The 17,416-nt window shown below is 55.4% G+C and carries 18 protein-coding genes; 4 read left to right on the forward strand and 14 right to left on the reverse strand.

The window, feature by feature from the left end; translation table 11 throughout:
- Positions 1 to 8 precede the first annotated feature (8 nt).
- Positions 9 to 1,130 carry a ribosome biogenesis GTPase YqeH gene (yqeH, locus tag ACYVRB_RS00745; protein WP_461212930.1) on the reverse strand — a complete coding sequence of 374 codons (1,122 nt, stop codon included), beginning with the start codon at positions 1,128 to 1,130 and terminating at the stop codon, positions 9 to 11.
- On the reverse strand, positions 1,123 to 1,647 hold the full coding sequence (locus ACYVRB_RS00750; protein WP_461212931.1) for a YqeG family HAD IIIA-type phosphatase: 525 nt from the start codon (positions 1,645 to 1,647) through the stop codon (positions 1,123 to 1,125). The genes yqeH and ACYVRB_RS00750 overlap by 8 nt, the downstream gene beginning before the upstream one ends.
- Before the next feature lie 194 nt (positions 1,648 to 1,841).
- Between ACYVRB_RS00750 and ACYVRB_RS00755 the strand changes: the two genes are divergently transcribed.
- Genes ACYVRB_RS00755 through ACYVRB_RS00770 form a run of 4 tightly spaced genes read left to right on the forward strand, consistent with a single transcriptional unit; the run spans position 1,842 to position 5,203 of the window.
- On the forward strand, positions 1,842 to 2,672 hold the full coding sequence (locus ACYVRB_RS00755; protein WP_461212932.1) for a VOC family protein: 831 nt from the start codon (positions 1,842 to 1,844) through the stop codon (positions 2,670 to 2,672).
- Positions 2,665 to 3,633, forward strand: coding sequence for a VOC family protein (locus tag ACYVRB_RS00760; protein ID WP_461212933.1), 969 nt, complete (start codon positions 2,665 to 2,667; stop codon positions 3,631 to 3,633). Before ACYVRB_RS00755 ends, ACYVRB_RS00760 begins: the two co-directional genes overlap by 8 nt.
- 9 nt (positions 3,634 to 3,642) lie before the next feature.
- Complete coding sequence (locus ACYVRB_RS00765; protein ID WP_461212934.1) at positions 3,643 to 4,245, forward strand: alpha/beta hydrolase; 603 nt, start codon at positions 3,643 to 3,645, stop codon at positions 4,243 to 4,245.
- A 1-nt stretch (position 4,246) separates the two neighbouring features.
- Positions 4,247 to 5,203: an NADP-dependent oxidoreductase gene (locus tag ACYVRB_RS00770; protein WP_461212935.1), complete on the forward strand. Its 957-nt coding sequence runs from the start codon at positions 4,247 to 4,249 to the stop codon at positions 5,201 to 5,203.
- A gap of 39 nt (positions 5,204 to 5,242) precedes the next feature.
- Here ACYVRB_RS00770 and rplT read toward each other — a convergent pair whose 3' ends face one another.
- The 12 genes from rplT to ACYVRB_RS00830 all read right to left on the reverse strand — a co-directional run bounded on the left by rplT (position 5,243) and on the right by ACYVRB_RS00830 (position 17,393).
- Complete coding sequence (gene rplT / locus ACYVRB_RS00775; RefSeq protein ID WP_461212936.1) at positions 5,243 to 5,599, reverse strand: 50S ribosomal protein L20; 357 nt, start codon at positions 5,597 to 5,599, stop codon at positions 5,243 to 5,245.
- 176 nt (positions 5,600 to 5,775) lie between these two features.
- Positions 5,776 to 5,976, reverse strand: coding sequence for a 50S ribosomal protein L35 (gene rpmI, locus ACYVRB_RS00780; protein WP_054718570.1), 201 nt, complete (start codon positions 5,974 to 5,976; stop codon positions 5,776 to 5,778).
- Positions 5,977 to 6,003: 27 nt separating this feature from the next.
- Entirely contained in the window at positions 6,004 to 6,531 is a 528-nt protein-coding gene (gene infC / locus ACYVRB_RS00785) for a translation initiation factor IF-3 (RefSeq protein WP_461213029.1), read from the reverse strand.
- 190 nt (positions 6,532 to 6,721) lie between these two features.
- The gene (locus tag ACYVRB_RS00790; protein WP_461212937.1) at positions 6,722 to 7,105 is read right to left on the reverse strand and encodes a hypothetical protein; all 384 of its coding nucleotides are present in this window, start codon (positions 7,103 to 7,105) and stop codon (positions 6,722 to 6,724) included.
- Between the two features lie 164 nt (positions 7,106 to 7,269).
- Positions 7,270 to 9,240: a threonine--tRNA ligase gene (gene thrS / locus ACYVRB_RS00795; protein ID WP_461212938.1), complete on the reverse strand. Its 1,971-nt coding sequence runs from the start codon at positions 9,238 to 9,240 to the stop codon at positions 7,270 to 7,272.
- 282 nt (positions 9,241 to 9,522) lie between these two features.
- Positions 9,523 to 10,443 carry a primosomal protein DnaI gene (gene dnaI, locus ACYVRB_RS00800; RefSeq protein ID WP_461212939.1) on the reverse strand — a complete coding sequence of 307 codons (921 nt, stop codon included), beginning with the start codon at positions 10,441 to 10,443 and terminating at the stop codon, positions 9,523 to 9,525.
- A complete protein-coding gene (locus ACYVRB_RS00805) occupies positions 10,440 to 11,816 on the reverse strand; it encodes a replication initiation and membrane attachment family protein (protein WP_461212940.1) in 1,377 nt (458 codons plus the stop codon). The genes dnaI and ACYVRB_RS00805 overlap by 4 nt, the downstream gene beginning before the upstream one ends.
- 129 nt (positions 11,817 to 11,945) lie before the next feature.
- The gene (gene nrdR, locus ACYVRB_RS00810; RefSeq protein ID WP_461213030.1) at positions 11,946 to 12,419 is read right to left on the reverse strand and encodes a transcriptional regulator NrdR; all 474 of its coding nucleotides are present in this window, start codon (positions 12,417 to 12,419) and stop codon (positions 11,946 to 11,948) included.
- A 55-nt stretch (positions 12,420 to 12,474) separates the two neighbouring features.
- Positions 12,475 to 13,086 carry a dephospho-CoA kinase gene (gene coaE / locus ACYVRB_RS00815; RefSeq protein WP_461212941.1) on the reverse strand — a complete coding sequence of 204 codons (612 nt, stop codon included), beginning with the start codon at positions 13,084 to 13,086 and terminating at the stop codon, positions 12,475 to 12,477.
- Positions 13,083 to 13,931 (reverse strand): DNA-formamidopyrimidine glycosylase, encoded by an 849-nt coding sequence (mutM, locus tag ACYVRB_RS00820; RefSeq protein ID WP_461212942.1) that lies wholly within the window; start codon positions 13,929 to 13,931, stop codon positions 13,083 to 13,085. Before mutM ends, coaE begins: the two co-directional genes overlap by 4 nt.
- Positions 13,932 to 13,958: 27 nt before the next feature.
- Positions 13,959 to 16,598 (reverse strand): DNA polymerase I, encoded by a 2,640-nt coding sequence (gene polA, locus ACYVRB_RS00825; RefSeq protein ID WP_461212943.1) that lies wholly within the window; start codon positions 16,596 to 16,598, stop codon positions 13,959 to 13,961.
- A gap of 87 nt (positions 16,599 to 16,685) precedes the next feature.
- A complete protein-coding gene (locus ACYVRB_RS00830; RefSeq protein ID WP_461212944.1) occupies positions 16,686 to 17,393 on the reverse strand; it encodes a Bax inhibitor-1/YccA family protein in 708 nt (235 codons plus the stop codon).
- Positions 17,394 to 17,416: the final 23 nt, after the last annotated feature.

The following is a 17,416-nucleotide window of genomic DNA, read 5'->3' on the forward strand; positions in this document are numbered from 1 at the left end:
CTTGCTTACTAAACCAGCGCCTTGCGCAACAATACATCGACCCCTTTAGGCGCGTAGCCCGCAACGGTTTGGCCAGCCGGGATGACGACCCAGCCGAGTCCTGCAAAGACCAGATCAGATTCTTCCTTAGGCGTGAATTCAAAGCGCACGAGTTCAGGAAAATCTGCGCCTTCACGTGGTGGTGCCAACAAGCCGCCTTTGTGCTTGGCGTAAAAGGCATCCGCGTTTTCGGTTTTGGTGCGGTGCAGCAACAGTTGGTTGTCGACGTAGATCGTGAAGCCGGACTTCTTGCCGGCAACAAAATCAAAACGGGCCAGCCCGGCGAGGAAAATGGTTTGGCCAGGGTTGAGTTGGTAAACCTTTGGCCGGATCGGATGCGTTGGCGCCACCAGGTTCAAGTCGCGCTTGTCGACGTAATGCGCCATCTGGCCGCGATGGATGATCCCAGGCGTGTCGATCAAGTTGCGCCCGTCATCCAACGGAATCTCGATACGATCCAGGGTCGTACCAGGGAAGCGCGAGGTCGTGATGAGTTCTTGCACACCGGTCAGGCGTTTGATGATCTGGTTGATCAATGTCGATTTGCCGGTGTTGGTGACCCCGACGACATAGACGTCGCGGCCATCGCGGTAGCGTTCGATGACATCGAGCAATTCATCGATCTGCTTGCCTTTTTTGGCAGACGTCAACATGGTGGCGACCGGGCGCAGGCCTTGGGCGTGCGCCGCTTGGGTCAGCCAGTTCGTCAGCTTGCGCGGGTTGACCGACTTGGGCAAAACATCGGCCTTGTTGCCGACCAAGACGACCGGGTTGTTGCCCACGAAGCGATGCAGCCCTGGGATGACGCTGCCGTTGAAGTCGAAGATGTCGACGACGTTGACGATCAAGGCGTCGGCTTCGCCCAAGGCGTTAAGCAGGCGCAGGAAGTCGTCGTCGGTCAACTCAACGTCTTGCACTTCATTATAATGGCGCAGCCGGAAGCAGCGCTGGCAATACAGCTCTGCGTCTGGGTCAGCTTGCATTTTTGCCAGAGTGCCGGCGGGCAGATAGCCCGCGTGGTTGGGCTCTTGTGTCTGTAACAAGGCGCCACACCCGATGCAGCGCAATTCGTCTGTTGATTCTTCAGCCATGCAGATCCTCCTTGTATGTCAACGACGACTTCCCGCCGAGTAACATGAATACAAAACGTTCTAGGAATCGATTGATACGCGTGTTCCACGCATCCGTTGCCACCAGCGGCCGCACCAAGATCGTGCGGACCCCGGCTGCGTTGCCGGCCATTACGTCAGTCAACAACTGATCGCCGACCATCACGACTTCGTGCTTGTTCAACCGCAACTGCCGCCGCGCCCGCTCAACGCCAAAAGGTAGTGGCTTGAGCGCCCGCGAGACAAACGGCAAATCGAGTTTGGCAAGTGCGCGGGCAATCCGGTGGTGGTTGTTATTGGACACCACCATCACTGTGATACCGGCTTCGTGCATCCGTTGTAGCCATGCGTGCAACGCCGGCGTGCCGTCAGGATTGTTCCATGCGATCAAGGTGTTGTCCAGATCGGTCAAAATCGCCTTGATGCCTTGTTCTTGTAGCCGTTGTGGCGTCAGACCATAAACAGCCTGCACGAGCCAGGTCGGTTTAAATACTGCCATGCTTGGCCTCCCTATTCTAAAGCATATCTAACCTATTATAACAAACCCTCTGCCCCATTGCACCGGCTGTGTGGCGAGCGTAAAAATCGCCTTTTAATCGAGAATACGGTACGATGAGATTAAAGCGGTTGCGCTTGCAATCCTAGCAGAAAATCATATACTTATCTTTAATAAGTAGAATTGAGGTGATTCACGTGCTTCCTTCGTTACACCATGTTTCCCTGCTCACCGGCGACATCCCTGCCACCACCGCGTTTTATCGCGATCGTCTGGGGTTGCGTCTCGTCAAAAATACGGTTAATCAAGAAAATCTGCATATGCGCCACATTTTTTATGGCGACGCTACCGGCACGCCAGGCACAGTCATCACGTTTTTTGGCGTCGACCACCTCGGCCCGCGCTACGATGATGGCAGCCACATGGCCGGCATCACGTTCGGAATCCCTGAGGCTAAGACTGAATACTGGAAAAACCGCCTCGGCGGCTTGACCGTGCAAGACCCTAACGGTGTGACGATCACGCTGACGCCTGTCGCCTCCCAAGACCAGCACGACCTGCTGGGGTATTGGGGAAGTGCCTTGAACGTCGTCGACGTCGAGGCAACACGGCGTTTTTTTGCAGCGATGTTGGGTGTGGATTCAACGACGCGTGAAATCTTGTTGCCCGACAGCCGCCGGCTAGCGCTCCAGCAAGTGGCCCCTGGCAAACACCGCTTTGGACGCGGCAGCATCGACCACATTGCTTTGACCGTGGCCAGCGTCGACGTGTTGGCTGACTTGCAGCAACAGGCACGAGCCCATGGCTACGTCATCGAAAAATTGATCGATCGCGGCTGGTTCACCAGCTTGTATGTGCGCGAACCCAACGGTAACCGCATCGAGTTTGCGACCCCAACGCCAGGCTTTACCCTCGATGAGCCGCAAGCGACCTTGGGACAAGGCCTGGGCCTGCCGCCACATCTTGAACCGCAACGTTCAGCAATTGCTGCGTACTGGCATCGCAAAGGAGTGGATTTCAATGATTGAATCCCCGCTGTTAGGCATCAACCACGTCACCGCCATGGCCAAAGACCCAGAAGCGATCTACACCTTGATGGTTAAGATCCTCGGCCTGCACCTGATCAAAAAAACTGTCAACCAAGACGCCTTGGACACGTATCACCTCTATTTCACCGACGACCAAGGGACTGCCGGCACCGACATGACCTTTTTCACTTTTCCCAATCAAGATCGCGCTCAGCGCGGCACTAACATGATCAGCGCCGTCAGCTTTCGTGTGCCAAACGACGCGGCGTTGGATTATTGGCACGAACGCTTGCAAGACCGCGGGCTGCAAACCGGCACGGTCAGACAGCAGTTCGACGCATTGGTGCTGGATTTCACCGACGCGGACGGCCAGGTCTACCAGCTGATTTCAGACGAACACGATCATGGCGTCGCCGGCGGCGCCCCGTGGCAGCATAGCGACGTGCCCCAAGAATTTGCAATCGTGGGGCTGGGTCCGGTAACCATCACGATCATCAATTTGGCACATCTCGATTATGTGCTGACAACCGTCATGGGTTTTGAACAGATCGCAGAAGCCGCCAGTCGCCGATTATACAGCGTCAACGCCGGTGGCCACGGCGCTCAGGTGATCGTCGAACAAAACCGCACGTTGCCGATCGCCGAAGAAGGCTATGGCATGATCCACCACGCCGCGTTCAACACCGTCGACCTCACCAGCCTCAAGTCCTGGGTGAAGCAGATTGCCAGCTTCCGCTTGCCCCAATCGGATCTGATCGACCGCTATTATTTTCAGTCCAACTACTTCCGCGCGGCGCCGCAGGTATTGTTTGAAATCGCCACCGCCGGCCCAGGCTTTTTGCAAGACGAGGGTTACGACGAAGCCGGGGTCAAGTTGGAACTGCCGCCCAAGCTGGAGCCTCGACGCGAAGCGATCGAAGCCGGGCTGAAGCCTTTTGCCACCGACTGGCGCGGGCGTTAGGAGGACAAAATGACAACCTTTATTCCCGGAACGTCTGCCACCACCTTGTTGTTGCTCCACGGCACCGGCGGCAGCGAACGCGATCTGGTGCCGCTGGCGCATTTTGTCGCGCCAGAAGCCGCCGTCTTAAGTATCGGCGGGCGCGTTGCCGAAAACGGTGAGGCCCGCTATTTTCGCCACCGTGCGGATGGCAGTTTTGACTTCGCCGATCTTGCCCGCCAAACCACCTGGCTGCTCGACACGGTCGCCGCGGCGCTGACGCAGTATCAGCGCGCTGTTGACCACACCTTGGCCATGGGCTATTCTAACGGCGCCAATATCGCCGCGCGCGCCATGCTGGAAAAGTCGGTTCCGTGGCGCGACGCGCTGTTTTTTCACCCGATGCGCTTGGGCAACGAAGATCCGCATCGCGCCCTCAACGACGCGCATGTCTGGCTTTCTCACGGCGCCCACGATCCTTTCGCCAACAGCGAAAATTTCACCGCGCTTGAAACCCTGTTTTCAGGATCAGGGGCGGCGGTAACGACGTATTATCACCAGCATGGGCACCAACTCACCAACGACGAACTAGAAGCCGCCAAGACCTGGTTTGCCCAACTGAAGGAGGAATAACATGATTCGCTTTGGCTTCGATCACTTCGGGGGACCCGATGTGTTCACCACCATCGAACAAGCCCCACCCCAACCCAAAGCCGGCCAAGTGCAACTACAGGTGCTCGGCTTTGGCCTGAATCCCTATGACGCCAGCCTTCGTCGCGGCGAACAGCAAGAAACGCGCCCGCTGAAATTTCCGATCGTGCCAGGCACAGACGTCGTCGGGCGCGTCACCAGCCTCGGACAAGGCGTCAGCGGTTTTGCGATTGGGGACATCGTCATGAACTACCGCCCGCTTGGCGGCTACAGCGAATACGTCACCGCCAGCGTCACCAAGCTGATCGCAAAACCCAGCGCGTTGAGCTTTCTTGATGCCGCCGCGTTACCACAAATCGGCGTTGCCGCCTATTCGATCATCGAACAACTGGCGCTGCCGGCCGGCGCTCGGCTGGTGATTATCGGTGCCGGTGGCGGCGTCGGCAGTCTCTTGGTACAACTGGCAAAATGCCGTGGTTTCACCGTGACGGCCATTGCCGCTGCTAGCCACCACGAGCAGCTACAAGCCCTCGGTGCCGATACCATCTTAGATTATGCCCAGGCCCGTCAGCAGGCCCAACCGGTCGCTGACGCTGTGGTCAACGCCATCAACGGCGGCGCCGACCACGACCTCAGCCGCCAATGGGTCCGCGCTGGCGGCATTGTGCTGACCACCGCCAACGTTGCCATGGCACCAGGCAATTTTGACCATCAGCCGCTGGCCAAGCTTGCACCGACTGAAGCTGCGTTCAACTTCCTGGCGACCGTTTCGCGCACCTGGGGCCTCACGATCCGCATCGCCGCGGTGCTCGACTTTTCGCTAGCCGGCGTCCAGCGCGGGCACGCGTTACTCGATGCCGGGCATGTCGACGGGAAACTGGTCGTTATGCAACCGGCCGCGATCCTCAACGCCAGCCACGACGACCGCAACTTATTGTAATGGCAAAAAAACAGCCGCATCAGCGGCTGTTTTCGTTATTTAGGCCAAAGCCTTTTTAGCAGTGTCTGCTAAGGCAGTGAAGCCTGCAGGATCTGCAATGGCGATGTCGGCAAGCATCTTACGGTTCATGTCGACGTTAGCCAGCTTCAAACCATGCATGAGCTTGCTGTAGGAAAGGCCGTTCATACGCGCAGCGGCGTTGATCCGGGCGATCCACAGACGACGGAAATCACGCTTCTTAGCGCGACGGTCGCGGAATGCGTAGCGATAGGAAACCATCACTTGAGCATTAGCTGACTTAAACAGTAAGTGCTTGGCACCACGATAGCCCTTGGCGAGCTTCAGTACCTTTTTACGACGCTTACGAGTAACAGTTCCACCTTTAACACGTGGCATTAGAATTCCTCCTCAAATCTTTACGAAAAATCTCTTCGAGCGCGGACACCGTGCTCAACTTAAACGTGCTTTCGCGTGGCATCGGGCGACGCCCTGCGGAACTACCGTCACAACGAGTGAACTCGTTGCACCGCCAGTCCCCGCTGGGCTCTGCCCTAAACGCCACTCGACGCGCTCTACTTCATTTGGCTGAGCATCTGGCGGATCCGCTTCATATCGGAATGGGATACCAAGCCGGACTTGCGCAGTTGACGACGTTGCTTCTTGGTCTTACCGTGGAAACGGTGAGAGGTGTAGGCGTGGCCCCGCTTCAAAGCGCCGCTAGCGGTCTTCTTGAAGCGCTTGGCAGAAGCGCGGTGGGTCTTGAATTTTGGCATGACGATTTCCTCCTAAATAACTTCTGACTACTTTTTGTTGTCAGGTTTTGGTGCAAGCATTAAGAACATGCTCCGACCATCCATCTTCGGACGGGATTCAACGACGGCGAGCTCCTTAGTGGCAGCCGCCATTTGTTCCAAGACCTTTTGCCCCAGGTCTTTATGGGTAATCGCACGGCCACGGAAACGAACGGAAACTTTGACCTTGTCCCCTTTTTCAAGGAACTTGGTGGCATTCTTCAAACGGGTGTTGAAGTCGGCCTCACCGATCGTCGGGCTTAAGCGAATTTCTTTGATGCTGATGGTTTTTTGTTTCTTGCGAGCTTCGCGTTGCTTTTTCTGCAACTCGAAACGATACTTACCAAAATCCATGATCCGCGCAACTGGCGGCTTGGCGTTCGGCGACACAAGGACAAGATCCAAGTTAGCAGCTTCTGCTAACGCAAGGGCATCACGGGTTGACTTCACGCCTAGCTGTTCGCCGTCTTGGGCGATCAGCCGTACTTCGCGTGAACGAATTCCGTTATTGACCATCATATCTCGTGCTATGGCAATTCACCTCCAAATTTATTGGAAAAAACCAAGCAAAAACGGCACGAACTCCATATAGAGCCCCCGCCGTCGTATTTATCCGTACATTTGCCTAGCGGTCACGATGACGTGGGCGAGAAGCGGGCACTTCTGCTTGTTTTCTCAACAGATTTCACTATACACGCCGCGTCGCCACGTGTCAAGTAAAACTGCATTACTGATCATCGTCATCCGCATGTTGGTCGCGGTAAGCGGCAAGCCGGTCGCTCAACCGGTGGCGTTTTTTGAAGATCGTCATGACCCAGGTGATGGCCGCGATACCGACACTGCCAAACACCGCCACGTTCACCGGCGCAAAGTTGATCAGTGTGAACCACCACTGCGCCAAAAAATACACGCCGGCCAATGCCACCAACGAAACCACGATCGACACGCCAAACAACCCGCGATAGCCGTTGCCCGTTAACCGAGCAAAGCGCCGGTTGCGGTTGCCAGGCAACAGAACCAGCGCCAACATCGTCAGCACCATCATGAGTGCAACGAGCAGGCGCGCGAGAATGAATAACAACAACCAAGAACCCCATAATGCAACGATCATCGACATGCCCCTTTCACAATAGTTGTAGATTACCACACTCGCTTGACCTGCACCACTTTCTTTTTCGTGATCGTCGCCTACTTATATAGAAGAAACAGACAAAAAAAGCGTCCCTGCCCTACCCAAAACGGGGGAACAGAGACGCTTTTGTGGATGGCTAAAAGTTAGTCGCCAAGCACTTTTTTAACTTCGCTGGCTTTGCGCTTGCCGTCGCGAGAGTAGTTCTTGACTTCGGCAACCATGGCTTCGATGAACATCTTAGCCGATTCTTCTTCGGTGTGTTCTTCACCATAGCGACGAACAGAAACGCCGGCGTTGGCGCGTTCTTTGTCACCAACAACGATCGTGTACGGTACCTTGCGGGTCTGGGCTTCGCGGATCTTGTAGCCCATCTTCTCGTTGCGATCGTCGACCTCAGCACGCAGGCCGGCTTTAAGCATCCGGTCTTTGAGGTCTTCAACGTAGTCTTTATGCGCATCGGCAACAGGAATCAAGATTGCTTGGGTCGGTGCTAACCAAGTTGGGAAAGCCCCTTTGTAGATTTCGGTCAGGTAAGCGATGAAGCGTTCCATCGTGCCCACAACACCACGGTGAATCATGACCGGACGGTGTTCTTGCCCATCTTTGCCGACATAAGTCAAACCGAAGCGTTCTGGCAACATGAAGTCTAACTGGATGGTAGACATGGTTTCGTCGTTGCCAAGTGCGGTCTTGGTTTGGATATCGAGCTTTGGCCCGTAGAAGGCTGCTTCGCCTTCTGCTTCGTAGTAATCCAGACCCAAGTCATCCATCGCGCCTTTGAGCATGGTTTGAGAACGGGTCCACATTTCTTCATCATCGAAGTACTTTTCGGTGTTTTCAGGGTCGCGGTAAGACAGCCGGAAGGTGTAATCGTTGATGTTGAAGTCTTCGTAAACATCCATGATCAGACGCAGGATCTTCTTGAATTCTTCTTGGATCTGATCCAAGGCAACGAAGGTGTGGCCATCGTTCAAGGTCATTTCACGCACACGCTGCAAGCCGGACAAGGCGCCAGACTTTTCGTAACGGTGCATCATGCCCAATTCAGCGATCCGCAGTGGCAATTCACGATAAGAGCGGATGTGGTGCTTGTAAATCTGGATATGAGATGGGCAGTTCATCGGGCGCAATTCGAGCATTTCGCCGTCGCCCATGTCCATTGGTGGGAACATGTCTTCGCGGTAGTGATCCCAGTGGCCGGAAGTCTTGTACAGATCGAGGTTAGCCAGGATCGGGGTGTAAACATGCTTGTAGCCGTCAGCCAGTTCCTTGTCGATGATGTAGCGTTCGATCACGCGACGAATGGTGGCACCGTTTGGCATCCAGTATGGCAAGCCGGCACCGGCCTTAGGATCGACGAAGAACAAGTCGAGGTCGCGACCGATGGTCCGATGGTCGTGTTCTTTGGCGTCTTGGCGGCGCTTGGCGTCATCTTCTAGATCAGCCTGCTTGTAATAAGCGGTCCCGTAGATCCGTTGGAGCATCGGGTTGGAAGACTTGCCTTCCCAATAAGCACCAGCAACAGAAAGCAACTCGAAGTGCTTGAGGTCTTTCAAGCTTGGCAACAAGGCAGATTCTTCGAAATCGAAGAAGTCGCCCAGTGAAAAGCCTTTGATCTCGCCGTCTTGAGCTTCGACCAGTTGCTTTTTGAACGGTTCGTTGGCAAAATATGCCAGCGCTTCGTCTTTGCTTAAGGTCTTGGCAGCGATCTCTGGGTTAGCCTTGATGATATCAGCCATCTTGGCCTTGATTTCAGGCAGTTGGTCAACGGTCAGCTGGCCGTTGTCTTTGTCGGTGTCGTAGAAGAAGCCGTCTTCTTGGGCTTCACCTTGGCCCAAACGGACTTCTGGGAACAGCTCTTTGATTGCGGCCGCAAGCACGAAGGTCGCGGTTTGGCGCAAAACGGCCAAGCCGTCTGCGGAATCTTTGGTAACGATCTCGACGCTGGCGTCTGCGTCAACAACGGCGTCAACGCTGACGAGCTTGTCGTTGACCTTCCCGGCGACAGCCTTTTTAGCCAAGCTTGGGGCGATGCTCTTGGCGATATCTAAAACACTAACAGCGTCGTCAAACGACTTAACACTTTTATCTGGTAACGTAATTGCGATTGCCATGTTATGTAGATCTCCTTTTAAGATAGATTCAGAAGTTAAAAAAATCCCGGATGCCATCACTGGCATCCGGGACGATTGCTCGCGGTTCCACCCGAATTGAAAGCTGACGCTTTCCACTCTGTGCGATAACCCAGCACGGGTCGAGGAGAAACCGAGAAGCGGTGCGGATCAGGTCTGGCACGCTTACAGCCTTGGCGTGACCTCTCTGTTCATGATCCTTATAACTTCCGTCTTCGATACCTAGATTAAACCACAACGCCTGCACGCATGCAAGCGGGATTTTTAACCATTGCGACGATCCGGGCCGCCGACGACGTATTCGGTCGCCAAAAATCGGACGCGTTCCATGATCCGTTGGGCCTTCAATGCCTCGTTATCACCGCGATCGGCCCCGGCGAGATACCGTCCGAGCTCCGCCATGGTCTTGTTGCTGGAAAACATCGTCGGCAGCTCTTCTTGCAAACGGTATTGTAAAATGATGCCCAAGACCTCGTCACGAAACCACGGTGACAAGGCTTCTGCACCGATGTCATCGAGCATCAGCACCTGCGCTTTTTTGATCGCGTTGGTTTTAGGCAACACCGAATTGTCTTGGATCGCGGCTTTCATCTCGACGGCTAGCGTTGGCACATGGACCAGCGTCGAGCCGATGCCTTGTTTGGCCAGCTCGTTGGCGATCGCTCCCAGCAAATAGGTCTTGCCGCGCCCAAAAGCACCGGTGAGATAAAGCCCTTTGTGGAACTTGTCAGGGGCTTGCGTCATCGCGCTGGTGAATTCGATCGCCGCCCCCAGCGCGTCGACGCGGTCGTTAGCATCATAATCGTCGAAGCTCGCCGTGCCGATCGCCTTGGGCATGTTGACGGCTTTGACCAGTTGCTGCTGGCTACGTTGCTTGTCTTCGGCGAGTTTTTCTTTAGTCGGTTCATAGGCGATATCGATCTGAGCGTTGGCGACCACCAGCTGTGGCTGATAGCCTGGCGCAAACGTCGTATGGCCGCTTTGATACTTATCGCGCTGTTGCACGAACTCATAGATCTTGGCCGCCCCGCGCCGGCTGGCATCAGGCGCCAGCCTGTCGGCGTTAGCACGCAAAAACGCCTGCACCTCAGGGTCTGCTACTGCAGCGTTGATCATCTCATGGTATTTGCCGGTCACTTGTCGGCGATCCATGAGCGCTTTGAGTGTTTCACTCATGTCTTTCATTGCGAATCCGCCCCCTTATGCTGCAGTTTCCGCAGCGCGTCTAACTTGTTGCGAATGCTTTGTTGATCTTGATGCGCCACCGGCTTGGTCGCCTTGGTCGCATTTTCCGGTTTCAGCCAAGTCGGGATCTCTTCTTGGCGAGTCGGACGATTACGGTTAGCCTTTGGTTTGGCCTTCTCTGCGGTTTCTTTGCGGATCTGGGCCAACGCAGCATCCGGGGTTTTGACCCCGGCATTCACCCAGCGCGTGACGAAGCTGCCAAGTAGCGCCTGGCTGAGGCTGTCGTAACTGCGGAAAATGTAATCGACCAAGATGTTGATCGTCACCGTGTCGAAGGTATGATCGTCCATCAACTTACGCAACGCGAAGGTCTCGTTAGGCCAGGCTTTGGCCCGCGAATCGTTGGCTTTACGCTTCTTGGTGTCGTCTAAAAACGGCGCCGGCGCCATGTTGGTCGCCCGGGCCAGCAACTCGGCTTCTTCTACGGTGAGCTTCAACTGCGACTTTGGCTTGTTAGCAGGCGTTTGCACGTCCTGGCCTTGCTCGACAAACGCCGGATGAGCGGTTTTTTGATACGATTGTTCCGCAAATTCACGGACCTGCTTGAGGTTCAACTTTCCAGTCATCACATCCGTCGCCTTCATGATCAGCCGCGATAATTCCGGCGGCTGGAGGCCATAAAGTCGCGCGATCTGATACAAGGACTCACGGTTGCGATCGAGTTCGCCGGCCGCCAGATTCGAACGCGTAAGCATCTGGGCCAACAACACCCAGTCGTAGCCCGCTGCATCCCCTAGGCTGACTTTGGGCGCTGGCTTTTGGGCCAGTGCGCGCTTTGCCTGCGTTGTGACAGGTGGCTGTTCGAGCACGTTGGTGAGTTGAAATACCGATAAGAAGTCGTGGGAGATATCCTGCCACTCTTCGCGGCGGACCGGATACAGCGTAAACTGAGACGCCAGTTGCGAATACCGGGTCTCACCGACGCGATCGTACAACAACATCCCCAACAAGTCATCAGAGAAAAATGCCTGAGGCGTCACCGGCGCATACAGCTCGTAGGCATAGTAGCGGCTGATGCTGTCGGTTGTCGTGTAGGTCTTCAACAACCCGACGGCTTCCAGCCGGATCCGCGCTTGAAACAGTGTGTCGACATCGATGTTCAACAGGTCCAACAGGCGGGTTTGCGGCTGGCGGTCGGTCAACGCCGGTGTCTTATGGACTTCCTGCCACAAGCTGAGGTATAGCGCCAACGCCACCGGGCCGACCAGCGGCTGATACAAACTGATGGCGACTTGTTGGTCGCGGTCGCTAAAATAAGTGGCCTGTGTGACGAGATAGTCGTCTTGGGCCATGAAACTCTGTGGACGATCCATCACGTCCTCCTTTCACAAAAGTTGAACCCGGCAAACACAGAAGGCGACGAAGTCCTCTGGGCATCAGAAGATATCGTCGCCTGCTCACCAAGCCTGCCAAGACCGGTTGAACCATTAGCACGGTTGCGATCAGTCTTGATGCGGACCCTTTTCTTTTTTCATCATGTCTTGGAGTTCCTGCATGAACACCGACATGTCTTTGAATTGGCGATAAACACTGGCAAAGCGAATATAGGCCACGTCGTCGACGTCGGCCAACAGGCTCATCACATACTCCCCGATGGCCTGGCTGGACACTTCGTTTTCCCCGATGGCACGCAGGCGATTTTCGACTTTTTCGACGATGCCTTGCATCTGCTCCATCGTGACCGGCCGCTTTTCGGCGGCACGGATGAGGCCTTTCAAAATCTTCTCGCGGTTGAACTCTTCGCGCGTTCCGTTCTTCTTGATCACGAGCAACGGGGTTTGTTCGATCCGCTCAAACGTGGTGAAGCGGAAGCCGCAATTTTCGCATTCGCGGCGACGTCGGATCGCCTTGCCGCCGTCGGTTGGACGGGAGTCGACGACACGACTACTGTTGTGATGACAATGTGGGCACTGCAAGCCAACACCTTCTTTTCCGTTTTGAATCAAGTATAACATACTTCCAACCGCGGTTTCACGGGGTTTCATCAAGCGCACGCAGGCGGGCGATGAGGGCTTGGACCTGTTGTTGGCGCACAACCGGCCCCAGCGAATTGTTGATCACAAAATCGGCTTGAGCGACCTTGTCTGCAAGCGGCATCTGTGCGGCGATGCGCTGCTTGGCTTCTTGTTCTTCGAGATGATCTCGCGCCATCAAGCGCGACAGTTGCAAGGCCGGTTCAATGTCGACGACACACACGCCATCGAACGCATCCTGCCAGCCGGTTTCATACAGTAGCGGAATATCCCCCACCACGATGGCGGCGCCGGTTGCCGCCGCGGCATTCAAGGCGTCATGGATCGCAGTGCGCAGATACGGCCGATCGATCGCGTTGAGATCAGCCAGCGCCTGCTTGTCGGCGAACACGATCCGCCCCAGAACATGCCGGTCCAGACTGCCATCGGGTTGGATCACATGCGCGCCAAAACGCGCCTTGATTTCTTGCAAGGCGGGTTGGCCGGGTTCAACGATCTGCCGAGCAATGATATCGGCATCGACCACCGGATACCCCGCCTCTTTGAACATCGCAGAGACTGTGCTTTTACCCGACGCGATGCCGCCGGTTAGCCCTAATAAATATGTCATGGCAGTTTGCGCTTTCTCAAAGGCTGGCAGTGTGGGCAATAGTGGGTCCCGCGCTGGCCGACTTTGATCTTGACGATGGTCGTGCCGCAAACCGGACAAGGCGTGCCTTCGCGATCGTACACACGCAAATGTTCCTGGAACCCGCCGCGTTTGCCATTCGCATCCACGAACGTATGGACGCTGGTGCCGCCTAGTTCGATGGCTTGGGCCATGATCGCGATGATCTCATCGTGCAGACGCACGACTTCTTTGCGTGTCAATGTCGCCGCCGGCTGTTCCGGATTGATCTTGGCCCGCCACAGCGTTTCATCGGCATAGATGTTGCCCACACCGGCCACCACACTTTGATCGAGCAACACGGACTTGATCGGCTTCTTATGGCGCTTGAGCGTCTGATAAAACGCCGTGGCGTCAAAAGCCTCTGCGGTCGGCTCAGGCCCCATAGCCGCGATTCCCGAGACGCTGGCGGCAACACTGCCGGTGTCACACAGTTGCATCCGGCCAAACTTGCGCATGTCCAAATAGCGCAGTTGGCTGCCATCGGTGAAATCAAACCAGACATGGACGAAACGCGGCAACGGTTGCGTGGCGTCCACTGCAAGTTGATACTTGCCTTCCATGCGCAGGTGCGACACGAGTGTCAAGTCGTTGTCAAAGCGCAACAACAAATACTTGCCGCGCCGGTCAACACCGGTGACGGTGGCGTTTTGCAAGGCTTCTTGGAACAGTTGTTGGCCGCCGATGAGGATCTTCTCCCAGTTAGTGGCAACGGCGGCGACAGTTTTGCCTACCACCAAGTTGCTCAGGCTGCGGCGGACGTTTTCAACTTCTGGTAATTCTGGCATCGGGCATCCTTTCTCGCCAACTTGAGGCTACTTGGCATCGTACCAAGTCGGTCCATAGGAACTTTCAACTTTCAACGGCACGGAAAGATCGACGGCTGAATCCATCACCTTAGGCACCAGCTCGCCAAGCTTCGCCATTTCTTCTTCCGGGCCTTCAAAGATCAGTTCATCGTGGACCTGCAAGAGCATCCGGCTTTGCAAGTTGTGTTCTTCTAGCATCTGTTGCATCCGGATCATGGCAACCTTAATGATATCTGCGGCAGAGCCTTGGATCGGGGTATTCATCGCGGTGCGTTCTGCAAACTGGCGCTGGTTGAAGTTGCGCGAATGGATCTGGTCGAGGTAGCGGCGGCGGTGGAACAAGGTTTCAACATAGCCTTGCTCACGAGCTTGCGCGACCATTTTGTCCATGTAATCATGCACCTGTGGGTATTGTTCGAAGTACCCGTCGATAAACGCCTTGGCCTGCCGCCGGGTGATGCCGATATTTTTGGCCAAACCAAAGTCTGAGATCCCGTACACGATCCCGAAGTTGGTCGCCTTGGCCTGCCGACGCATATCTGGCGTCACCTGATCCGGCGAATCGAGACCGAAGATCTTCATGGCGGTATTGGCGTGGATATCGCGATCTTCTTTGAACGCCTCTTGCATGTTGGCATCCCCGGAGATGTGAGCGAGCACGCGCAGTTCGATCTGCGAATAATCGCTACTGAAGATCTGCCAGCCGGCATGCGACGGCACGAAGGCCTTGCGGATCAACTTGCCGTCGCCACGGGCCGGGATGTTTTGCATGTTTGGATCGACCGACGACAGCCGCCCGGTTTGCGTCAGCGTCTGCAAATAACGGGTATGGATCTTCCCGTCTGGTAGTACCGCCTTCAACAGACCTTTGACATAGGTCGACTGAAGCTTAGAAACCGCGCGGTAATCGAGGATGTCTTGGACGATCGGGCTGCTTGAACGCAACTGTTCCAACACCTCGACGCTGGTGGAATAGCCGGTCTTGGTTTTTTTGATCACCGGCAGTTGCATCTTCTCAAACAAGACCTCACCTAGCTGCTTGGGCGAGTTGAGGTTAAACTTCAACCCGGCTTCGCCATAGATCTTCTCTTCCAAGACCTGGATCGTCTGGGCGTACTGGTCCCCCATGGCCTGAAGCGTCGCGCCGTGCAAGGTGATGCCGGCGATTTCCATGCGCGCCAGTACCTTGGCCAGCGGCATTTCCATATCGGTGAATAAGTCGGTTTGATCGTGCGCGTCGAGGTCTGTCAGTAAGTGTGGCCGCAGGCTCAAGATTGCCGCGGCTTTGCGAGCGAAGTGGCTGAACAACACCGGTTCTTCCGGCAATGCCAGCTTGGCACCTTTGCCATAGATATCCGCATCGAATTCCAGCTGGTAGTCGTGGTCTTGGGCGATCTGGCCAAAATCGTTGGCGTTTTGGTCTGGGTTCAGCAAATAAGACGCGAGCAACACGTCAAAATCGATGTTGTCCAGCTGTAACCCGAGCTTGTTGGCCGCGATCAGATTGCGCTTGGCGTCAAAAACAGCGATGCCCGGCAACCGCTGCAACCAGGTTTGTACTGCCGGCAGCGTCAGCAAGGTGACGTCGGCGCTGACGTACGCATCGCTGGACGTGCCGATGAAAAAGCCGACCGGGTCTGCCGTGTGGTAGTTTTCGGTCAACATCTCGATCTCAAAGCTGATCGGTTCCTTGATGGCAAACAACTGCTCGAGATTGGTGTCGTCGAGCACCACATAATGCGCGGCGGGCTGGGCGACTGGCGCCTGTTTGTTCAGCTTGTTCAGCGCCTGGCGCATGTCCAGCTCGGTGTACAGTTCCCGCAGCTTGTCGATGTCGGGGCCGGCATACTTGGTGTCATCAAGCCCCACGGTCAACGGCGCGTCTTGGCGGATCGTCGCGAGGTCCTTGCTCATGAAGGCATTGTCGCGGTCGTTGATCAGATTTTCTTTCATCTTAGACTTCTTGAGGTCGTCGATGTTGTCATAAAGATTTTCGATCGAGCCAAACTGGTTGAGTAGCTTCAGCGCGGTTTTTTCGCCGACCTTGGTGACGCCAGGATAGTTGTCAGAAGTATCGCCCATCAGCCCTTTCATGTCGATGATCTGTTTAGGCGTGATGCCAAACTTCTCTTCGATGTGTGCCGGTGTGTAGGCTTCAAGCTCACCAACGCCTTTTTTCGTCACCTGCACGGTCACGTGATCGGTCGCCAGCTGCGTGAGATCGCGGTCGCCGGTCACCACTGTGGTTTCCCAACCAGCGGCTTCCGCCTGCTTGGCCAGGGTCCCGATGATGTCGTCGGCCTCCCAATCCTGCAACTCATAATGCGCCATGCCGTGGTCATCCAACAGGCGCTTGATCAGCGGCAACTGTTCGACCAGCTCTTCAGGCGCCCGGTCACGGTTGCCTTTGTATTCCGCAAACTTTTTGGTGCGGAACGTCCCGCCGGAGCGATCAAACGCCACCAAAATATTGTCCGGTGCCACCGTGTCGACCAGATTGTCTAACATGTTGTTGAACGCGAACACCGCATTGGTGTGCACGCCTTGTGCGTTCGTGAACCGATCCAGTTGGTTGTACAGCGCATAAAATGCCCGAAACGCGATCGAGTTGCCATCGATCAGTAGTAAATGTTTACCCGTGGCCATGTTGTCCTCCTCAAATTCTTCTGCTCTCATTGTACCAGATTCGCCGAGCAACAAAAAACGACCCTCGAATGAGAGTCGCAGTATTGACTAGTTGTCGCTGGAAACCCCGAAGATCTGCAAGATGACCAAAAACAGGTTCAAGAAATCCAGGTACAAGAGCAATGCCCCTTGGACAGCGAGGCTTGAGGTGTTGACCGCATAATCACCGTCACCACCAGCGGTCAGGTATAACCGCTTCAGCGCCTGCGTATCTGCCGCCGTCATGATGATGAAGACGATCAAGATCACATACGAAATCAGAAGTGACATCATGCCGGAATGCATGAACATGTTGATCAAGCTCAAGACGATTGCCCCGAGCAAGACGCTCATGGCGATACCACCGATCCGCGACATATTCTGCTTCGTCACGCGGCCGACCACCGACATCGTGAAGAAGACCACCGCGGTGACGATCAGCGCGATCCCGATGTTTGCGGCGGGATAGATCAGCCATATCGACGCCAGCGTGAAGCCGTAGCTGGCGGCCATCACGCCGAACATCAGCCTAGCGTAAGCCGGACTTTCTTGGCCGCGGCGACCGGAAATCAGAAACGTCAAGACAAACGGCAAGAGTGTCAGGACCCAGAAGATGATCTGATTGGATGAGATGAAGTTCCCGTACTGAACACGGAACACATTTCCTAGTAAATAACTGATTACGGCGGTGATCAACAACCCACCACCCATGGTGCCGTAGACTTTCGCAAAGAATACGGATAAGCCCGCATCATTGACAATACGACGTTCTTGCATCGAATCGTCTCCTTCCATTTTTA

Source organism: Lacticaseibacillus boliensis (genome assembly GCF_054784775.1).